At 44.6% G+C, this 19,804-nt stretch carries 16 protein-coding genes and 1 tRNA gene; 4 read left to right on the top strand and 13 right to left on the bottom strand.

Annotated features, from left to right (window positions below):
• Window positions 1-11 precede the first annotated feature (11 nt).
• The 4 genes from V7R55_RS18290 to V7R55_RS18275 all read right to left on the bottom strand — a co-directional run bounded on the left by V7R55_RS18290 (window position 12) and on the right by V7R55_RS18275 (window position 4,771).
• Entirely contained in the window at window positions 12-1,418 is a 1,407-nt protein-coding gene (locus V7R55_RS18290) for an aldehyde dehydrogenase family protein (protein WP_334060690.1), read from the bottom strand.
• 314 nt (window positions 1,419-1,732) lie between these two features.
• The gene (locus V7R55_RS18285; protein ID WP_025256721.1) at window positions 1,733-3,031 is read right to left on the bottom strand and encodes an adenylosuccinate synthase; all 1,299 of its coding nucleotides are present in this window, start codon (window positions 3,029-3,031) and stop codon (window positions 1,733-1,735) included.
• A 282-nt stretch (window positions 3,032-3,313) separates the two neighbouring features.
• Window positions 3,314-3,496: a DUF2065 domain-containing protein gene (locus V7R55_RS18280; protein WP_071816877.1), complete on the bottom strand. Its 183-nt coding sequence runs from the start codon at window positions 3,494-3,496 to the stop codon at window positions 3,314-3,316.
• 96 nt (window positions 3,497-3,592) lie between these two features.
• Complete coding sequence (locus V7R55_RS18275) at window positions 3,593-4,771, bottom strand: aminotransferase class V-fold PLP-dependent enzyme (protein WP_334060689.1); 1,179 nt, start codon at window positions 4,769-4,771, stop codon at window positions 3,593-3,595.
• A gap of 262 nt (window positions 4,772-5,033) precedes the next feature.
• Here V7R55_RS18275 and V7R55_RS18270 point away from each other — a divergent pair, with 262 nt between their 5' ends.
• Window positions 5,034-5,453, top strand: coding sequence for a hypothetical protein (locus V7R55_RS18270; RefSeq protein WP_334060687.1), 420 nt, complete (start codon window positions 5,034-5,036; stop codon window positions 5,451-5,453).
• 152 nt (window positions 5,454-5,605) lie between these two features.
• Here V7R55_RS18270 and trxA read toward each other — a convergent pair whose 3' ends face one another.
• The gene (gene trxA, locus V7R55_RS18265; protein WP_334060685.1) at window positions 5,606-6,475 is read right to left on the bottom strand and encodes a thioredoxin; all 870 of its coding nucleotides are present in this window, start codon (window positions 6,473-6,475) and stop codon (window positions 5,606-5,608) included.
• A 250-nt stretch (window positions 6,476-6,725) separates the two neighbouring features.
• Here trxA and V7R55_RS18260 point away from each other — a divergent pair, with 250 nt between their 5' ends.
• Window positions 6,726-7,058, top strand: coding sequence for a DUF962 domain-containing protein (locus V7R55_RS18260; protein ID WP_334060683.1), 333 nt, complete (start codon window positions 6,726-6,728; stop codon window positions 7,056-7,058).
• 305 nt (window positions 7,059-7,363) lie between these two features.
• Window positions 7,364-9,475 carry a S9 family peptidase gene (locus V7R55_RS18255; protein WP_334060681.1) on the top strand — a complete coding sequence of 704 codons (2,112 nt, stop codon included), beginning with the start codon at window positions 7,364-7,366 and terminating at the stop codon, window positions 9,473-9,475.
• Window positions 9,476-9,564: 89 nt separating this feature from the next.
• Here V7R55_RS18255 and V7R55_RS18250 read toward each other — a convergent pair whose 3' ends face one another.
• From V7R55_RS18250 to purE, 6 genes are all read right to left on the bottom strand, one after another.
• Entirely contained in the window at window positions 9,565-10,746 is a 1,182-nt protein-coding gene (locus V7R55_RS18250) for a PQQ-dependent sugar dehydrogenase (RefSeq protein WP_334060679.1), read from the bottom strand.
• A gap of 210 nt (window positions 10,747-10,956) precedes the next feature.
• Window positions 10,957-11,430: a Dps family protein gene (locus tag V7R55_RS18245; RefSeq protein ID WP_334060678.1), complete on the bottom strand. Its 474-nt coding sequence runs from the start codon at window positions 11,428-11,430 to the stop codon at window positions 10,957-10,959.
• Window positions 11,431-11,616: 186 nt separating this feature from the next.
• The gene (locus tag V7R55_RS18240; RefSeq protein ID WP_334060676.1) at window positions 11,617-12,162 is read right to left on the bottom strand and encodes a copper chaperone PCu(A)C; all 546 of its coding nucleotides are present in this window, start codon (window positions 12,160-12,162) and stop codon (window positions 11,617-11,619) included.
• A 66-nt stretch (window positions 12,163-12,228) separates the two neighbouring features.
• A tRNA-Thr gene (locus V7R55_RS18235) sits at window positions 12,229-12,304 on the bottom strand.
• Window positions 12,305-12,364: 60 nt separating this feature from the next.
• Complete coding sequence (locus V7R55_RS18230; RefSeq protein WP_334060675.1) at window positions 12,365-13,501, bottom strand: 5-(carboxyamino)imidazole ribonucleotide synthase; 1,137 nt, start codon at window positions 13,499-13,501, stop codon at window positions 12,365-12,367.
• Entirely contained in the window at window positions 13,498-13,992 is a 495-nt protein-coding gene (gene purE, locus V7R55_RS18225) for a 5-(carboxyamino)imidazole ribonucleotide mutase (protein WP_334060673.1), read from the bottom strand. The genes V7R55_RS18230 and purE overlap by 4 nt, the downstream gene beginning before the upstream one ends.
• A gap of 275 nt (window positions 13,993-14,267) precedes the next feature.
• Between purE and nhaA the strand changes: the two genes are divergently transcribed.
• On the top strand, window positions 14,268-15,542 hold the full coding sequence (gene nhaA / locus V7R55_RS18220) for a Na+/H+ antiporter NhaA (protein WP_334060672.1): 1,275 nt from the start codon (window positions 14,268-14,270) through the stop codon (window positions 15,540-15,542).
• On the opposite strand, the gene V7R55_RS18215 is transcribed toward nhaA, so the two are convergent.
• Both V7R55_RS18215 and V7R55_RS18210 read right to left on the bottom strand, forming a co-directional pair.
• Window positions 15,504-18,320: an ATP-binding protein gene (locus V7R55_RS18215; RefSeq protein WP_334060670.1), complete on the bottom strand. Its 2,817-nt coding sequence runs from the start codon at window positions 18,318-18,320 to the stop codon at window positions 15,504-15,506. The genes nhaA and V7R55_RS18215 overlap by 39 nt on opposite strands.
• 22 nt (window positions 18,321-18,342) lie before the next feature.
• Window positions 18,343-19,641 (bottom strand): amidohydrolase, encoded by a 1,299-nt coding sequence (locus V7R55_RS18210; RefSeq protein ID WP_334060668.1) that lies wholly within the window; start codon window positions 19,639-19,641, stop codon window positions 18,343-18,345.
• Window positions 19,642-19,804 lie beyond the last annotated feature (163 nt).

Raw genomic sequence — 19,804 nt, 5'->3', positions numbered from 1 at the left:
GAAAACTCCTGTTATAAAAACTTCTTAAGCAACGACAGCTTAAACTTAGAAAACGGCGCATAACGAAAGAACACGTCAAGCGCGAAAGAACGTTTCATTACCGTTTTAATATGACTGAATGTATCAAAACCTGCTTGCCCATGATAGTTGCCCATGCCGCTATTTCCTACGCCGCCAAACGGCAACTCGGGGTTAGTCATAAACAGCATAGTGTCGTTAGTGCACACACTGCCTGAACTGGTTTTGCTGATAATATTATCAAGCACATCGTCCTTATCACTAAATGCATAAAGCGCAAGTGGCTTAGGCCTGCTGTTCACAAACTTAATGCCCGCCTCCATGTTGTCGACTGTGATAATAGGTAGAATAGGGCCGAATATCTCTTCTTTCATTAGCGGGCTATCTAGCGATGGCTCTAGCACAAGGGTAGGCGCCATTGCTGGACGAGATTCATCTAGCTCGCCGCCATACACCACATTGACGTTTTCGAGGTAACTTTCAAGACGCTTTAAGTGGCGATGATTAACGATGTTACCGTAATCTTGTGACGATAAAGGCGCTTTGCCGTATTGCTTTTTCAGCTCTTTCTTAACTGCATCAATAAGCTTTTGCTCAAAGCCCTTTTCTACAATGACATAGTCAGGCGCAATACAAGTTTGGCCAGCATTCATCCATTTACCCCACACTAAACGGCGCGCGGTAACAGCAAGGTTTGTGTTTTTATCAACAAAACAGGGACTCTTACCGCCTAGCTCAAGGGTTACTGGCGTTAAATGTTTGGCCGCGGCGCTCATGACAATTTTGCCCACCACTTCACCACCGGTGTAAAAAATATGGTCCCATTTGCAGGCAAGTAGCGCCGTCGCTTCATCTTTACCGCCTTCTATTACGGCAACGCAAGAATTATCCATATATTGGGGGATAAGCTTAGCCACCAGCGACGAGGTTTCTTGTGCTAGTTCGGAAGGTTTTAATACGGCACAGTTACCCGCTGCGATAGCAGCAATGTAAGGCGCAAGTAACAGCTGAAGCGGGTAATTCCACGCACCAATGATAAGCACGGTGCCAAGGGGCTCAGGCTTACGAAAGCTTTTACCTGGCCATGCCACCATGGGCGTAGATACCTTGCGCGGTTTCGTCCATTTGTCCAAGTGTTTAAGCGTATGCTTGATATCAGAAAGTAGAAAGCCTTGCTCAGCAACCATGGCCTCGGTCTTACATTTGCCTAAGTCATTTTTAAGGGCCTGTAAAATGTCGTGTTGGTTGTCTTTCAGTAGAGTTTCTAGTGCCTTCAGTTGGCTTTTACGCCATTCCAGAGACTGGGTTTTTCCGGTATCAAAACTGTCATTAAGTTTGTGAACAACATCAACGAAACACACACCTGTTTCCACTGCGTGAAGAGAAGGTCTATTTGGCATAAGAAGGCTCCGATAGCATAACACCCACTGCAACAATTCGATGACTCACTTCGACATTGTTGATGGGTAAAGCAGCGTAATAATTAACTGATACTATCTTATATTAATAGGGATGTTCGAAGACAACGCAACTAAATTGTTAATTAATGTTTAATGCGATGGCGGTTTAGGCCCTAAAAGTGAGACTTAAAGGCATAAAATGCAGTTGCTAAAAAGTGAGGCGTGATAAATACAAAAGAAAAAGAGGTAGCATTTGCGAGCAATAAAAAAGCCCAGTAAACACTGGGCTTTTAGAAGTATATAACGCGTTGCTATTACGCGTCGTAAGGGCTGCGCAAAACGATAGTTTCGTTTCTGTCAGGGCCTGTTGATACGATATCAACCGGCACACCTGTTAGCTCTTCAAGACGCTTAATGTAGTTTTTCGCCGCTTGTGGAAGCGCTTCAAACTCAGTTACGCCAAAGGTATTGTCTGTCCAACCTGGCATTTCTTCGTATACTGGCGTCACTTTCTCGTAACCATCAGCGGCCATAGGAGGAACGTCTTTCACGTTGCCGTCTGCATCTTTGTAACCAACACAAATTTGAAGGCTTTCAAGACCGTCAAGCACGTCTAGCTTAGTTAAGCAGAAACCGGTAATAGAGTTAATTTGCACTGCGCGCTTCATTGCAACTGCGTCGAACCAGCCAGTACGGCGTTTACGACCTGTAGTTGCGCCAAACTCATGGCCTTTAACACCTAAATGTTGGCCTACTTCGCAATCTAGTTCAGTAGGGAAAGGGCCTGAGCCTACACGCGTGGTGTATGCTTTAACGATACCCAATACATAATCCAGCTTCAGCGGGCCGAAACCAGCACCTGTTGCTACACCACCAACGGTAGTGTTTGACGACGTAACATAAGGATAAGTACCGTGATCGATGTCTAGAAGTGTACCTTGGGCACCTTCAAACATGATAGGCAAGCCAGCATTGTGCGCTTTGTCTAATTCGTCAGTTACATCAACAACCATTGCTTTAAGAATGTCAGCAACTTCCATTGCACCTTTCAAGGTCTCATCAAAGTCTACTGCTTCTTCGCCATAGTATTGCGTAAGTGTGAAGTTATGCACATCTAGCACTTCTTTCAGCTTTGCTGCGAAGTCTTCTGCATTAAACAAGTCGCCAACGCGTAATCCACGACGGGCTACTTTATCTTCATACGCTGGACCGATACCACGACCAGTTGTACCAATTGCTTTTGCGCCACGGGCTTTTTCGCGCGCTACGTCTAGTGCAATGTGATAAGGAAGAATTAGCGGACAAGCTTCACTAATCTTTAATCGCTCGCGTACTGGAACGCCACGCTCTTCAAGCATAGTCATTTCTTTCATTAGTGCGTCTGGGCTAAGCACAACACCATTACCAATAATACAGGTAACATTATCGCGTAGGATGCCTGATGGGATTAAGTGAAGTACGGTTTTTTCACCGTCGATTACTAGAGTGTGACCTGCATTGTGTCCGCCTTGGTAGCGAACAACATATTTTGCGCGATCAGTGAGTAGGTCTACGACCTTGCCTTTACCCTCGTCACCCCATTGAGTGCCGAGTACCACAACGTTCTTTGCCATGAATCATATGTGTAAGAAAATTAGGCGGGGATTCTACAAAATTCTAGAGCAAGGATCATCTCTTTTTCGAACAAAAATACGACTATTTAATTTTTATTTTTGAAATCACAAAGATGACTAACCGTCGCCAGCGCCTTTCTAAAATAAGGATTGGCTGAGTGTTTAATAAAACATATTTCTTAAAGCGCTAATTTTTATAGCATTCTAAAGATTAGCTAACTTAAAACCTGAACACGCGGTCAACCTTGAACTGCGCAACTCACAAAACAGCCCCTTCCTACATTAACTGAAATAAAAAAGCAGTAGCGCGCCAATTATCACAAGGGTACCGCCAATTTGACGCAACTGATTACTCGGTTGCTGACTAATTTGAAGCAAATAATTGCGCCACTTATTCGGAAAAAGCAGTGGCCCTATGCCCTCTATAATTAGTACCAAAGCGAAAGCGGGTAGTAGCCACTCCATAAATTTATCCTTAAAACCGTGTACTGTTAATGAGAGTGCCGTTAATGAGCGCGCAACATTTTGCGCTACCTTGCCTGCAACGAATTAAGTCGCCCTTTAAGATATTTCCGACAGCACACTCAAATCAATGTATTCGGGGGTATGGTATAAGCCAAAACCAAAGCGTAATCGGTTACCTCTGAAGTCAGTAAGAATATGATGTGCTTTAAGCTTTGAAGCAAGGGCTTTTGTCACATCGGCATTATCTAATTCAAAGGTAAGAAAATGACCACGATTCATTCCATTACTTACGGCTAAGTGTTTTTCATTAAGTAATGGATGATTGTAATCAGCAAGCTTTTGTAAAAATATTCGCTGCATACTCATTACGTAATCATTGATCGCTGCAACATCTAAATTATTTTCTTCAAACATGCGAAGTACAGCTCTTAACCTGTAGAGCGCTGTAAAATCCATAGTGGCACCGGCAAAGCGCATACCATCTAAACTATATTGCACGTTATTTTTACCGCCCGTCTCGCGGGGCTTGTCTAACTCGCCAAACTCGGCAAACCAGCCGGTATATGTGGGTCTTAAATTACAGCCCACCGGCACGTGGGCAAAGCATGCTCCCTCTCCCGCTTGTGCGTATTTGTAACTACCCGAAAGGTAAAAAATACGATGAGCGATATCGGCAAGGTCGGTAGGCTTTGCCATGAATCCGTGATAACCATCAACGACGACGAGGGTGTTGTCGTTAGCCACACTACCTACAATATCTGCAACGTCATTTACCACATAACCAGAATTGAAAAAGACCTGACTGAAGAAAACTAGCTCAGGGTTGTGTTCGGTAATAGCCGCCTTAAAGCGTGAAGAAAAAGTGTGATAAGGCTTGGTAGGTACGGTAATAAGTTCTATTGCACCCTGCTCTTCGAGTCTGGTCGCTTGGCGCTGGAAACTGTGAAACTCACTGTCTGTCGAGACAACTTTATAAGGTGCAGCACTATCGATGCAGCTCATAATACGATAAAGCAATTCATGCGTGTTTGGTGCAAAAACGATTTGCTGAGGCGCGCCAGTATTCAGTATTTTGCTAATACGCTGCTGCAGTTCCGGTACTAAAGTTTGGAAAAAATACCCCCACTTTTCGTCTACGTATTTAGCACTATCATCCCAGTAGTTAAGCATTGCTTCGCGTGTGCAGTCTGGCCAAAAATAATGGCTGTGACACGCATAATGCTGCTTATCTTTGTTAGCGTTGAGAAATCCCGTATAAAACTGCTGATATGCCATGCTTTATTGCCTAATATAAAAACCGCTTAAACCCTATCAAACTTCGATGTGTTTCGCATGAATCTGCGTCTCCAGCAAAACATTTATTTACAATTTAGGTGTAAATAGTTTTGCCCAAATCAACGTGCTTAATGATAATCCTTAAATACATACGCCGATGCAAAATTGAAAAGCTATGCTATATCCTATAGAGGTGAGGTGTTTTTTAGGTCTAGTTAATAAGCTCCATCTGTCCCACGCAGACACATATTAAAGGTACTTTATGCGTTTCCCTAAATACGGAAATTATTCATTGGATATCTCAGGAAACGTTCTTGAAGTGTTTGCTACGGGAGCGTGGAACCTTAAAACAACAGAGTTTTTTATTGAAGAAATGCATGTGCTTATTGATAGGTTCGACGATAAGCCTTGGGCTGCCTTAATGGACGGACGCCGTTGGGTATTATCTACGCCGGAATGTCAAACCCGATTGGCGGATGCAATAAAGGTGAATATTTCGAAAGGGCTTACTCGCTCAGCCTATGTGCTAGATAGCGGAATGGTTAAGCGTGCCCAGCTAGAACGTACCCACCCTTCCAAGCAACGTGACATTGAAACAGGCAACTATGAACGGGAGTATTTTGAAAAATACTTTGAGGCGCTTAACTGGCTACACAAGGAAGGGTTCTCACCTATTCGCTAGTTTTTAACGAAGACGACGATCGACTCGAAGATATCTTTATTTTCAAAAATATCGGGGTAGTTGTAAGAACCAGTTCGATTGACCATACAACAAACTTATAAGCCTAAGGCGACGGTTTTAGCGTTACGGTGAACGCTAAAACCCGAATAAGTTTAGTACAACAAGCTATATACTTTACGACGATACTCAGACTTAAGCGGATCGCCATCGGCTAGCGCGTTCATCATATCCATCATTAACTTTCTGGCATCGCCAAAGCCAAGCTCTTTCTTTAGTACGGTATAAAGAAGCTCAAGCGCGTCTTGTGCTTTGTTCGCTTGCTGCAATTGTACCGCCAAGTCCACCTTAAGCTGCAGGTCATCTGGATTCGCTTCTACTGCCGCTTGAAGCTGGCGAATTTCAGGCGTATCTGCCGCTTGTTCTGCAAGTTCAATTTTCCCCGCCAAACTCTTATAGCGAGAGTCTTGATCTACCAGCTTAATCTCTTCAAGCAATGCTTTAGCTGCATCAATAGAGCCAGTCTCAACGTAGCAATCAATAAGCATATACTTAGCGTTTACGTTATCAGGGTTAAGCGTTAAGGCTTCTTTTGCCGCAGGCAGTGCTTCGGCATAATCCCCTTGCTGAATCGCCTTGCCGGCAGTGGCAAGTAGATCATCTTCTGGATTTGGCAAATATTTAGCCAGCATTTCACGAATTTGCTGTTCAGGTTGTACACCGGCAAAGCCATCGACGGGCTGACCGTTTTGCACCACCATTACCGTTGGTAGGCTTCTAATACCAAACTGAGCAGCCACTTCTTGCTGTGCTTCACAGTCTACTTTGGCCAAAATCAAATGCTGACTATATTCACCTGCCAACTTTTCTAATATGGGCATTAGGTCTTTACACGGTTCGCACCAATCAGCCCAGAAATCGATAAGCACTAGTTTTTCTTGCGATGCTTCTACAATAATTTGCTGAAAGTTTTCTACCGTAATATCCACGATGGTTGCTTGGCTATTTGCAACGAGATTTTCCATAACGCAGGCCTTTAATTTCTTGTATTGAGAGGAATATGGGGCAGGCGTGATAAAATTACAAGGCTAAGGGGCGTTATCTTTAGCTTCGAAGCGAGCAGCATATTCTTTTTGCAAAAGCGGTCATTCCGCCTTTGTCGCTTTCACGACAATCTACACCCTCAATGAATGTTAATGTAGTGTAAAATTGCTCTATTGAGCTACGTTATTATCAAGCCACCCTACATCTTTAATATTTGGCCGAGAGGGTTTTATGACTACACAAACCAGCACAGACACTCAGTTTGCTTCATTCAAAGAATTTTACCCGTTTTATTTAAATGAGCATAAAGACGGCACATGCCGCACGCTTCATTTTATCGGCTCTTGGCTAGTACTCGGTGTTATCGCCCTGGCTGTATATATGGCAAGCTGGTCACTACTGTGGTTTATTCCACTAGTGGGTTACGGCTTTGCGTGGGTAGGACACTTCTTTTTTGAAAAAAATCGCCCCGCTACTTTTAAACACCCCCTTTATAGCCTGATGGGCGATTGGGTCATGTTTAAAGATATTCTCGTAGGCAAAATTAGTCTTAAAGGCGAATAAGGCTTGTGATAATTACATAAAGGCGATACCTGCGTTAATATCGAAAATACCCGCTGTTAGCGCCCTGCTGTTATACATTGCGTTATACGTTGCGTCATGTTTTGTAAGATATGCAGCGATACGCACTTTTAACGGACAATCCAGCCCCTTCACCGCACACCCTTTACATAATGGAAACGAAAGCGATATGGTTAAGTACAAGGTTCGCAGCTTACTAAATTAACCTTAGCATTAACGTTAACAGCATCACTGCGAACGCACTATCTATCGCGCTTAGCGCAAAAAGAATAACAAAAGGAACAAACATGTTTGTGTCTCGTTTCCCCCTTCGCCCTATGCGACAAGGCTTATTAGCTACTTCGACAGCATTATCATTATTGGTTTTAGGTACGAGCCAGGTCAGTGCATTACAAGATTCTGGTTCTGATACAGATAGCGTAAATGCGCTAACTTACGAAGATACCTTTAACTTAGAGTTTGTCACTAACCCTCAATTTCTTGATAAAGAAACCGTTATTTATTCCCGTCAAAGCATGGACATCATGACTGACGGTAGACAAAGCCGATTGTGGCAGGTAAACATTAAATCTGGTGAGCATCGTCCGTTTATTGGAGTAGACGAAAGCTTGTCTCAGGCTACTTTGTCGCCTAACGGTAAAATGGTGGCGTATACAAAATCGGTCAACGGCCGCGCACAAATCCATCTTTATTACTTAGATACCATGCAGTCTGTGCGTTTAACCAATACCAGTGAGACACCTCGCCAGTTAACCTGGTCTCATGACAGCAAAACCTTAGCCTTTACGCTGTTTACTGAAGAAAAACAAAAGCCATTATTTACCGGTATGCCGAGCAAACCTAAGGGAGCGAAGTGGGCTGATCAAGGTTCATATATTAACGCGGTCCAGTATAGAGGTGACGGCAGAGGCTACTTGCGTGAAGGCTTCGACCAAATTTTCGTTTTACCTGTTGAAGGCGGTACGCCGCGTCAATTAACAACGGGGAAATTCCCGAGTGGTGGCACTCTTGCCTTTTCTAGGGATAATGACTGGATTTATTTCGCCACACCGCAGCGAGAAGACTATGCGCTGCATCCTTTATTCAGCGATATCTACAAAGTGAAAGTAAGCACAGCGGTAGTTGAGCAGGTTACCAATATGGAGGGGCCTGAAGGTAGGCCAACCTTGAGTCCCGACGGTAAATACCTTGCGTTTACTCAGCTCAACGACAGAAAGCTTTCTTATCAGAATGGCGATCTAGTTGTACTTGAGCTTGAAAGTGGTGACATCACCCGTTTAACTGCGTCACTAGATAGAAGCTTAGGTAAATTCACGTGGCGTAAAGACAGCCGTGGAATCGTTTTCTCTTATCTTGATCATGGCAAGACTAAGCTTGCTACGGTGAACCTTAAAGGCGATGTGAAACCAATCGACGTTAGCATAGGTGGACAAGCGTTTGGACGCCCTTACACGTCAGGCGACTTCGCCGTTAGTGATAAAGGCGACATTGTTTATACCACTGCCAGCCGCACCATGCCTGGCGACTTAGCACTTTACAGAAAAGGTAAAGACGACACACTGCTTACCGATTTAAATAACGACGCACTTGGTCATAAGACGTTGGCAGAGGTACAAGACCTTTCCGTAGTATCAAGTGTGGACGAGCTACCTATCGACGCATGGATTGCTTTGCCACCAGGATCCGATAGCAGCAAAAAATACCCGCTGATATTAGAAATTCACGGTGGTCCTCATGCTGCCTACGGCCCTCATTTTGCCATGGAAATTCAGCTAATGGCCGCGCAAGGTTATGTCGTAGTATGGGCTAACCCAAGGGGCAGCAGCTCTTACGGTGAAGACTTTGGTAATTTGATCCACCATAACTACCCGTCAGAAGATTACAACGACTTGATGGACGTGGTAGACGCTGTCGTTAAGCAAGGCTATGTTGATTCAGAGAACTTGTTTATTACTGGTGGCTCAGGTGGCGGCACACTGACCGCGTGGTCTATTGGAAAAACTGACCGCTTTAGTGCAGCCGTCGTGGCAAAGCCGGTTATTAACTGGGTAAGCTTTTCATTAACTGCCGACGCATACCCGTATTTTAGCAATTATTGGATGGCTGACATGCCGTGGAATATCGCCGATAAGCTATGGCAGCGCAGCCCTTTGAGCTTAGTGGGCAACGTGGTAACACCCACTATGCTGCTAACCGGTGAAGCCGATCACCGTACGCCAATTAGCGAGACAGAGCAGTACTATCAAGCCTTGAAGTTACAGGGCGTAGATGCTGCAATGGTGCGGATTCCAGGGGCTTCACACGGCATTGCAAGCCGCCCTTCTCGCTTAATACAGAAAGTAGGAAATATTGTGGCGTGGTTTGAACGCTATAAGAAAGATAACGACAGCGAGAAATAAATACCAAGCCCGCTGTGTTTATGAATAAAAAAGGCGCTTACTTCACAATGAACAATGAAGTGGCGCCTTTTCTCATTCCACGTCTTAGGTTATTTAGTCAGCTTTAATACTTTGCCGTTAGGTGCATCGGTCAATAAGTAAATAGCACCATTTGGCCCCACTTCTACGTCGCGGATGCGGTCGTGATTGTCGCGAACATACTCGAACTGCTCATCGGGCTTTCCATCTTCTACCTTGATACGGCGAAGGTGCGTAAATTTCAACGAACCCACTAATATATCGCCGTTCCACTCCTTAAACATGTCACCCTGGTAGAAGGTTAGGCCGCTTGGTGCAATAGACGGGTCCCAGTACAACCAAGGCTGCTTCATACCATCCATATGGGTTTTGTCGCTGATAATGTCGCCGCTATAGTCAACGCCATAGGTAATCACAGGCCAACCGTAGTTTGCACCGCGCTCAAGGATATTAATTTCATCTCCGCCTTTCGGGCCGTGCTCCATTGCCCATACCGCACCAGTTTCAGGATGAATAGTAACGCCTTGCACGTTGCGGTGACCATAGCTGAATATTTCAGGGGCTTTGCCGTCTGTGAAAGGGTTATCTTCTACTGCACTGCCGTCACGGTTTATGCGTACAATTTTACCGAAGTGGTTATCGATGTTTTGCGCTTCTTTCATGTACTTATAACGGTCGCCCATGGTGACGTACAAGTGCTTTTCAGCATCGAACGCTAAACGACAGCCAAAGTGAAAGCCGTTATCGACAATAGAGTCGGCACTAAAGATAACGTCAACATTTTCAAGACCTGAATTAGTAAGCTTAGCCTTTGCAACACTACTGCTGCTGCCCTGTTTGCCTTCGACCTCACTCGCTTTACTGTAACAGAAGTAAATGGTGTTATTGCTGGCAAAATCCGGATCGATAGCGATGTCCAACATACCACCTTGGTTTTGCGCAACCACTTCAGGCACATTGTTTAAACGCCCTGATAACTTACCGTCTTTCGACAAGCGCTGAATGCCACCTTCACGTTCCGTAACTAGCAGATCGCCACTTGGCAAAAATGCCATTCCCCAAGGATGAACAAGCCCTTCAGCGAGCGTGGTTACGGTAATATCGCTGTCGGTGATTTCATGCGCTTCGCCATGTTTATGGTCTCCGTGAGCTAAAGCGGATTGGCTGATCGTAAGCGCCAATACACAAGTAAGTGACTGCGCTAGCGCGCTCACAGGTTTGAATGGTAAAGCTAAAATAGTTGATGGTTTCATCGCTAGGAGCCTCATTTTAAAAAGCCGTGTACGCGTTAACACAGGCTTCTTCTATTATTTTTAGTAGTAGGGAGTATACAAAAAAGGGCACAGCGCTGCTGTACCCTTTGTGATAGTTTTACTCGCTTATGCGATAAAAGCGACTCGCTTTAAGGCGCATGATGAACATCAGCCGATGCACTTATATACATGCTTCATTTATCACGCGATTTACTTCGGTAATGTTGCGCGAAGCATCCACGCAGTTTTTTCGTGAACGCGCATACGGTCGCCAATTAACGCTGCAGATGACTCATCGTCTGCGTCTTGCGCTAGCTTTAACGATTCACGGCAGGTTTTCACAACTTGCTCATGACCGTGAGTTAACAATCTCACCATTTCCGTCGCTTCAGGTACACCTTCCACTTCTTCAATTGAGCTAAGCTCAGCAAACGCCTTATATGTGCCCGGTGCAGCAACACCTAGAGTACGAATACGCTCTGCAATTTCGTCTACCGCTTCGGCAAGCTCTGTGTAATGCTCTTCAAACATTAGGTGTAATTCACGGAACTGCGGACCTTCTACGTTCCAGTGAAAATTATGCGTTTGAAGGTACAAAGTGTAAGAGTCGGCCAATAGCTTCTTAAGGCCTTCTGCTACTGCGTTACGATCGCTCTCAGAAATACCAATATCAATCTTGCTCATGTCACACTCCTTAACGTTAAAACCCTTGTTAGATTTACCTTCAGTCCATTTATCGGCGCTGAAAAATCTTGGTTTAAATAATATAAGCTAATAGTACTACAGAAATTTTGATTTAGATTAACGGTTTAGTTGATTGCATTCATCACATTAATCGATGACTTTATACATTCTGCCTCAGCCACTCTATTAATGGTGATGATGGTGGCTTTCGCCCGCTTCTTTTTTAACAGGTAGCGAAACCTGTAGTTCGCTCGCATCGCTAAATGTGAATGTTAGTGCTACTTCGCTGCCCTCTTCTAATCCTTTGGTCAGCCCCATCAACATGATATGACGGCCGCCTGATTCAAAAGAGACCATTTCGCCCGCTTTTATCTTAACGCCATCAGTTAACTCACGCATTTTCATCACGTCTTCCTCCATCACCGTTGTGTGGATTTGCGCTTCACTTGCTACATCGCTTGATACTGAAACAGACGTTAGTGTTTTATCGCTGTCACTATGGTTATGCAAAGTAAAGTACACTGCGCCGGTTTTCGCCAAGGCAAAGGTTGCTCTGGCGTAACCATTCATCACCATAACGTCAGTTTGCTTACTGGTTTGCTTGTGCAGCTCTTTTGGCTTGTGGTGGTTATCATGATCATTGCCATGGGCTGAAATAGTCCCAGACAAGCTTAAAGAAAATAAGCCAGTAACGATAACTAAAGGTTTAAGTGATTTGGAAAAAAATGACATACAGTCTGCTCCGAATGAATATTCGTTAGCAAGTGTACGTAAGTTTGGCATAGGAAAAAAGAGAAATGGTGCCGACTGCCGGAATCGAACTGGCGACCTACTGATTACAAGTCAGTTGCTCTACCAACTGAGCTAAGTCGGCACACTTTAAAAACCGCTGCCTAGACAGCGGATGCGTATTCTAGCGATAAACGCGTGGGTGTCAACCTTTTAATCGCGTTGCTTCACCAACTAATTTCGGGAAGTACTCAAGTGGTAAATATTTGCTCAACGCCATGAGCTTTTCACCCAAGCTTTCATAACTATTAGTGGTGACATTGATGTGCCCCATTTTGCGTTTTTCACGAACAGACTTTCCGTACCAATGCAGGTGACTTCCATCAATGCTTAGCAGGTCTCGTGAAAAGCTGCTGCAACCAATGATGTTAACCATAGCACTTGGCCCTATGGCTGCCGTATCGCCAAGAGGCAAACCGCAAACAGCACGCAGGTGATTCTCAAATTGGCTGGTTACAGCACCTGACTGGCTCCAATGCCCAGAGTTATGTACACGCGGAGCGAGTTCATTGACAAGCAGTTTATCGCCTACTTGAAACAACTCCACTGCCAACACGCCTATGTAGTCCATACCCTCAGCTAGTTTCACGAAAATATCGTGAGCTTGAGCCTGAAGAGCATCATCCACACTAGTTGCTGGCGCAACCGACACGTGAAGCTGACCTTGGTGATGCAGATTTTCAGCAAGTGGATAGGTTCTGACGTCGCCATTAGCGTTGCGTACACCAATTAATGATAGTTCTCTATCGAATGCCACCATTTTTTCTACCACTAATGGCACGTTTTCTAAGTCCAGGCCTTGTAGCGAGCTTTTTAGTGCTGGCAAATCAGCTTCATCACTTAAACGCCACTGTCCGTAACCGTCGTAGCCATCGCGACTCGCTTTAAGAATAAGTTTGTTACCGAGCTCTTTGACGCAGTCGTCTAATTGAGCAAGGTCAGTCACTATCTGGTGATCACAGTTTGCTACTTTCATGCTTTCAAGCAGCTTTTTCTCGCGTACGCGGTCGGCACCAACTAAAATACTGTCGATATTCGGCATCAACTTGTTTGTTTTAGCCGCTTCTTCAAGCAATCTTTCAGGTACATGCTCAAACTCTACCGTTAATGCATCGGCATCTTCTAGCGCTTGCGCTAGTGTTGTCTCAAGCGGGGTTTTGCTAACTGGATGTACAACGGTATCGTTGTTTACGTCCACAGCTTGAACCTCAATACCCAGCGGGCTTCCCGCTAGGTACATCATTTGAGCAAGTTGGCCTGCGCCGTAAACAACTACTCTCATTCATCTAGCTCCAGTGTGTTGCTTGAAGCAAGTACGGTCTCGGTTTGAGACTTTCTAAAAGCGATAACCGACTCGCGCACACTCTCGTCTTGCAGCGCCACGACTTGTGCCGCTAATAAACCCGCATTTGCAGCACCAGCTTCACCGATAGCCAGTGTGCCTACCGCTACGCCTTTAGGCATTTGAACGATAGAAAGCAGTGAGTCTAACCCGTTTAACGCTTTTGATTTAACCGGACAACCAAATACGGGTAAGTGTGTGTGAGCGGCAATCATACCAGGTAAGTGTGCTGCGCCACCGGCGCCAGCAATAATTGCGCTGAAACCTTCATCGGCAGCGCCTTCCGCAAACTCTACTAACAAGTTAGGTGTACGATGTGCCGACACCACCTTCGCTTCAAATTCAACACCAAACGACTTCAGCATTTTTGCGGCCTGCTGCATGGTGGGCCAGTCTGAAGTTGAACCCATTACAATCGCGACTTTTGCCATCTAGAGATCCTCGGGGTAGGTAAAATGGACAACCTTGGAAAGGCCGCGATTGTAGCTTAAAACCGTTCAAAATCCCACCGTAAATGGCGTTAAATATGGTCTCTTAAAAGATAGATGTGTAAAAGTTCGCTTCCTTTAAGTGGTGATCTATATGATTGTTTTGCTCCGTATTAACTAAAATTAATTTAAGTAGATTAGCCCTGTAAACACGGATGCATCACCGCAGTTATTCAATCTTTGCGGTACTGCTAGTTAAATGGCGCAAGAGGTTATAGATGACAGATAAGCATGAACCCGACGTACTCGATGAAGTAATAGAAGAAGTACAAGACGTGGTCTCTGACTTCTTAAATCGCGAAGCCGCTCCCGGTATTTTGCTGATGGCAGCAACGGTGCTCGCACTCATTATTGCTAATTCACCATTAGATACCCTTTACGACCAATTAATCAGCATGCCAGTTCAAGTATCTGCTGGGTCATTGGCTATTGATAAACCTTTGCTGTTGTGGATTAACGATGGCTTGATGGCGGTTTTCTTCTTTCACGTAGGATTAGAGCTAAAACGAGAAGTTTGTGAAGGTGAGTTATCAAACCCTAAGGATATTATTTTACCCGCTGCAGGCGCTGTGGGCGGTATGGTGCTCCCAGCCTTAATTTATGTAGGTATCAACTGGGATAACCCCGTGGCTGTTGCAGGCTGGGCAATCCCTGCTGCCACAGACATCGCTTTTGCACTGGGTATTTTAGCGTTGCTGGGTAGTCGAGTACCTACCAGCCTTAAAGTATTTTTAGTTACGCTAGCGATTATTGACGATATCGGCGCCATCGTAATTATAGCTCTGTTTTACACTGACAACATTACGGCAGGCGCACTATATGTCGCAGCAGGCTGTTTGTTATTGCTGTGGCAAATGAATAAGCGAAATGTGGTCGACATCCCAGCTTATGTTTTTGTGGGCATCGTTTTATGGGTGGCTATGCTGAAGTCCGGCGTTCACGCCACATTGGCCGGTGTGGTACTGGCTAGTTTTATTCCTATGCGGGACCAAAAAGATGCGTCGTACTCCCCTGTTACTCGTCTTGAACACGGCTTGAATGGCTCTGTGAGTTTTGCAATTTTACCTTTGTTCGCCTTTGCTAATGCGGGCATAAGTTTTGGCAATATTAGTCCAGAGGGTATTTTCCACCCTGTGACTTTTGGTATTTTCCTTGGCTTGGTTATGGGTAAACAGATAGGTGTATTTGGGTTCTGCTTTCTAATGGTGAAGCTAAAATTAGCTAAGTTACCTGAAGATCTTAATTTCAAGCATATTTATGGCTGTGCGCTACTGTGTGGCGTAGGTTTTACGATGAGTTTATTCATAGGAGGTCTTGCCTTTGAACAAACCGGCATTAATCAAATATTTGATGAGCGTGTGGGAATTTTAGCGGGTTCGCTAGTGTCCGCATGTTTAGGCTATGTCATATTGCGACTCGTTAGTGATGCACCAAATGATGACACCGACGTAGCCTCAAACGCTAGCAAGCTCACGGGCAATACAGTCAAATAGCACTTGCTTGCGAATTGGCTTACTTAAATGTGCATTCATGCCTGCTACTAAGCAGGCATTTTTATCTTCAATAAATGCGTTGGCCGTTAGCGCTATAATCTTAATTTTGTCTTTGTTCCTGCCTTCTTTGCGGATAATGGAGGATGCAGCAATCCCATCCATGATGGGCATCTGACAGTCCATCAGCACAAGGTCAAAATCATGTTTCTTCTCTGCTTGTACAGCATCCTTACCATTTTTAGTCCGAATACATTTAATATTCGCTGATTTAAGCATATCCATAACGATGTCAGCGTTAATATCGTTATCTTCTGCAAGCAAAATTCGTAAGCCTTCAGGCAGTGAAAGTTGTTGCTCCGGCTTCTCTTGATGATCGCCTTCGCTCACTGTAGCAGGTATATGGAAGGTAAAATTAGTTCCCTTGCCCAGCTCGCTTTCAACGTAAAGTTCGCCACCAATCAATTCAATTAGCCCTTTTGAGATAGCTAAGCCAAGACCGGTCCCACCAAAGTGTCGCGTGGTTGATGCATCAGCTTGCTCAAACTTTTCGAAAATAAGGTGTATTTTATCGGGAGCGATACCAATGCCGCTATCCTGTATTGAAACTTTAAGCCCTTGATGTGCGTAACTAACGTTAACTGAAACCTCACCTTCACTCGTAAATTTAATGGCGTTACTTAGAAGATTATTAACAACTTGAGCTACTTTTCCAGCATCAATGTTTAAGGCTTCAGGAACATCATCGCTAATATCAAGCGCAATGTCGTAACCCTTCACATGCGCTGCATGGCGATACAGTTCACAGGAAGCACCAAGCAACTCGCGAATGTCAGAACGCTGAATATCAAGGAGCATTTTTCCCGATTCAATTTTCGACCAATCTAAAATACTGTCCAAGATAATCAGTAGATTAGTAGCTGAACGAGAAATCGTTTTTGCTCTTACTGCAATATGTTCAGGGATGTCGTTGTCTAACATCAACTCGCAAGAGCCAACGATACCGTTCATTGGCGTTCTTATCTCGTGACTCATATTGGCAAGAAATTGCGTTTTGGCAACGTTAGCGGCTTCAGCCTCTTTTAGCGCTAGTGCTAAATGCTCAGTTTTTTCCTCTATGCGCTTTTCCAAAGACTGGTTTAACTCATTGAGTTCTACGTTTAGCCCTTGTTCCACTTCCCTTGCCTTTTTTAGCTCACCAAAGGCTCCCTGCAAGCGAGTTTCTAAGGTCTTGAACTCATCGCTAAGTGAAGACAGCTCTTGGATGTGAAGAGCTCTTTGCGGTGGCTTTTGTTCGTCAATTTTATTGGGATCGAAATTAGCAATATAGCCCACAAGACGACGAATTGGTGCCCCTACCATTTTCGCTACAACCACCCCCGTAAATGTTCCGAATGCAGATAATAACAGCAGCAACAGCAAGTCTTTTAGCAGATAATTAGTCATTGATGCCAGCAACAGCCGCTTGTTGAAATAATAGCTGACCTTCCAATTAGCAAATGAGATATTTTCGGTAAACCTCAACCAAGTTTTACCTTGAGGCCCATTTTTAACTTCAACGGCACAATCCGGTTCACAAGGGTAATAAGGTGCTTTAGTTAGTGGTGCCATTCCTAAACTATCAGAAGCATAAATCACCTCTCCTTTTTGATCTTCAATAAGCATTGAGAAACCGTTAAGGCTCAGGCTATTGATTGCATTGAAGCTCTTTAGAGATAATGAGCCTTCTACAATGCCCTTAGGTGCTCCCTTATTATCTAATATAGGCGCTGATAGCGCGACAATTGGGTCGTTACCAAAGCCGCGGCCTTGGAACACGTTCGATAAGAATGGCGCACCAGTTTGCATAACTTCATAAAAATAAGGCCGATAAGACACGTTGGGCAGGCCGTTTTGCTTCGCCTTTTCCAGCATGCTTGGCGGATAGGCATGTGTAATGTCACCATCTGCATTTGCCACTAGGAAGGTCAGAAACTCAGAATTATGAGAGGCCACAATTTGTAAATTTTCACCGGCAGCTTTTTCTAGGCCACTTTCACTTTCGCTGTTAGAAAGTACTTGCGCTACGCTGATGATGGCACTTTGATGTTGGCGTATAAAGTTTGAAAGCTGAAACTCCAGCACTTTCGCATGCTGAGCCATATAGCTATGAATTTGTTTTTCTTGCTGATATTGAAACAAGTTCACTGATAAATATATTACCGCCATAGAGGCGACAAAAAAGCACCCAGAAAAAAAGTACCCAAAAAGGAAGTGTAGCGTGACCCGCTCAGATTTATTCGACGTCTGCCGCTTCAGACCATATATGGCTAAGTAAGCAAAATGGCCTGTGATCAAACCAAACACACCGCTTACCCAGGTCACCAACACACCCGAGAACAGCATATTCACGTTGTCATTATCGAACAGAGAGTGCTCTAACAGTAAAATGGGTAAAAAAACGATAGACCAGAACCCTGCGCCCACTTTAATCACTTGTTTTAGCGATTTATCGTAGCCGAAAAAGCTCAGTACTATCGGCAAAAGTGTGAGACTTTCTTTACCTACTATGCTGCCTTCACTTAGCCACAATGGAAGGCTAATAATTAAGGCTGTGGGAATTGAAATTAAAGGGGTAAAGCGAAGGGAAGCGAAAACTGCAGCACCTATCCCAAAAGTGGCTATCCCAGTGCTGTCAAAAGGTGGATTGAGTGCATTTAGCCCAGCGCCTAGCGCACATACAATTAATACTTGGAGGGCCAGAGACCATGAAAAGGAAAATGAGGTACTGCCAATTTTCAACGCATGTCTCCAGCCGTTAACGTTAGTGTTGCGCCATATAATCTAAAGTAAAGTTAGTAAGCAGCTTCACACCCAACTTCATGCCTTCATCGTCGACATAGAATTCCGGCGTGTGATGAGCGGGACTGTCCTCTTCAGATACGTCTAACGGCTTACCGCCCACCCAAACGTACAAACCTGGAATTTGCTCTTGGAAAAATGAAAAATCTTCCGCTCCTGTCACAGGTTTAGAAAGTAATGTGTTCTCGACGCCAGCCGTACGCTGCATAGTAGGTAACATGGCTTTAGTGAGCTCTGGGTCGTTGTATGTTATTGGGTAATAGTAGTCCAAAGGTAGCGTGAGTTCTGCCTCTGCCCCCATACTCTCTGCAATCGCTTTTACTTTGCGTGGAAGCGACTCGTAAATATGATCGCGCGCGGCTTCATTTAGTGTACGGATAGTGCCAACCATTTCCACTTCGTTTGGAATGATATTAGAGCGGTTACCACCATGGATAGAGCCAATTGACACCACCGCTGCATCGTCAATAAGTTTTAATTCACGACTGACAATAGTCTGAATAGACATGATCATTTGCGCAGCGGTAACCACTGGATCAACACTCTTCCAAGGATAAGCGCCGTGGGCTTGCTTACCGTGTATGACAATTTTAAATGGGTCTACTGCGGCCATGGTGCCACCCGCGTTATAGCGCACTTTGCCCACATCGGTATTGGCATTGATATGCAAACCGAAAATGGCGTCTACATCAGGGTTCTTAAGTACACCTTCAGCGACCATAACTTCCGCACCGCCCTTTTCTCCAGCGGGTGCGCCCTCTTCTGCAGGTTGAAAGATAAATTTCACCTTACCTTTTAGGTCGCCTTTAATTTCGGTAAGAATTTTTGCCGCGCCCATTAGCATTGCCATGTGAGTATCGTGACCACATGCGTGCATAACCGGCACTTCTTTTCCGTTGTATTCGCCCATCTGCTTTGAGCGGTAGGCCAAATCATTTTGTTCTTTTACAGGAAGGCCGTCCATGTCTGCACGTAATGCAACCACAGGACCTGGTTTGCCCGAGTCTAAAATAGCTACTACACCCGTTTTTGCCACACCAGTTTTCACTTCTAAACCTAGGCTTTCTAGGTAATCAGCAACATACTCAGCGGTTTTAAATTCACGATTCGATAGTTCAGGAAACTCATGAAAGTGATGACGCCATTTAATTACATCAGGTTCTACTTTATTGGCTAATTCATCAACATTGATTTGAGTAGCATTAGCAGCAGACACAGAGGCCAGTCCTGCAAACGCAAGTGACAGCAATTTCTGGTACATAACAATTATTTCCTTTGGTGTTTTTAGACAGAGTAAATCATCTTGGAAGAGAACACACCACTGAACTAACGTTTGCTTTTAAAAATCAACAACTAGGTGAAAATACCCCATTCAAAAGCCAGTGAATATTAGACGGAAGTATAAGGAAGGCAGTTGAGCACAA

It is taken from the genome of Alteromonas sp. S005, from assembly GCF_036864475.1.
Lineage (GTDB): Bacteria > Pseudomonadota > Gammaproteobacteria > Enterobacterales > Alteromonadaceae > Alteromonas.
Note: the sequence above shows the minus strand (reverse complement) of the source record. Positions and strands in the feature narration are given on the sequence as shown.